The following is a 1,084-nucleotide window of genomic DNA, read 5'->3' as shown; positions in this document are numbered from 1 at the left end:
GTGTCAGGTTGTGAGACGTCATTGGGATGGTGTAGCGTGGGCGATGCCGCGTTACGCTCCATGGTTTTCTTCCGTTTGCAGGGAGAGCGAATGATGCTTCAGATCCACCCACAGGCCCGCACGACACCTGCCGTGCGGGCTGACATCGCCCGCTCGTTGGAACCGACATCCGTGCTCGCCAGACGCTACGGGATCAGCGATGAAACTGTCCGCAAGTGGCGCAGGCGTGGTTCAGACGCCTGCCGGGATCGCAGCAGCCGCCCTCGGAAACTCGCCTGGAAAGCCTCGGAGGAAGAGCGCGCCATTGTCTGTCAGCTTCGGCGTTCGACCGGTTTTGGCCTGGATGATCTGACCTTCGTCGTGCGGCATTTCCTGCCGCATCTGAAACGGGACAATATCTGGCGTATTCTGAAAGATGCTGGACTGAACAGACTGCCTCCTGCTCCAAAGACCGGGCCAGTGCGTGGACAGGGAAAGTTCCGGGATTACGATCCCGGCTATGTCCATATCGATGTGAAACATCTGCCAAAATTGCAGACAGCGGATGGAGAACGGCGGAAACGTTTTCTCTATGTCGCCATCGATCGATGCTCCCGTTCGGTGCATCTGGCCGTCTATGACGCGGAGAATGCCGATAATTCCGTCGATTTCCTCAAGGCCGTCAAAGCTGCCTTTCCTTTCCGGATTACCCATATTCTGACCGATCGTGGTTCCTGTTTTACGGCAGATGCCTTCGAAAAAGCCTGTCATGACATGACGATCGACCGACGCCGGACGAAAGCGTATTCACCACAGACCAACGGAATGGTCGAACGCTTCAATGGCCGTGTCGCGACAGAGGTGTTGCCGGTCTGTGTCTCAAGCCATAAGGATCTGGAAATTCTGCTCAGAGGCTTCTGTTTCGCTTACAATCATCGCCCGCAGCGTGTTCTGGGCGGCATAACTCCCGCCCAATGCATCATGTCGTGGCTTGAAAAACATCCCGCATCTCGTAATCCTGATTACGTCAAACCAGCCAATCGTGACATCATGAAACAGGTCGACGAAATCCTCGATTATGCCAATGACGTCTCACAACCTGACA

General features: G+C 55.4%; 1 protein-coding gene. It reads left to right on the top strand.

The features are described 5' to 3' along the window. Window positions 1–93: 93 nt before the first annotated feature. A partial coding sequence (locus GOB90_RS18655; RefSeq protein WP_146893139.1) for an IS481 family transposase occupies window positions 94–1,084 on the top strand: 991 nt, incomplete at its 3' end.

Origin of the sequence: Acetobacter oeni (assembly GCF_011516825.1) — a bacterium.
Taxonomy (GTDB): Bacteria; Pseudomonadota; Alphaproteobacteria; order Acetobacterales; family Acetobacteraceae; genus Acetobacter; species Acetobacter oeni.
Note: the sequence above shows the minus strand (reverse complement) of the source record. Positions and strands in the feature narration are given on the sequence as shown.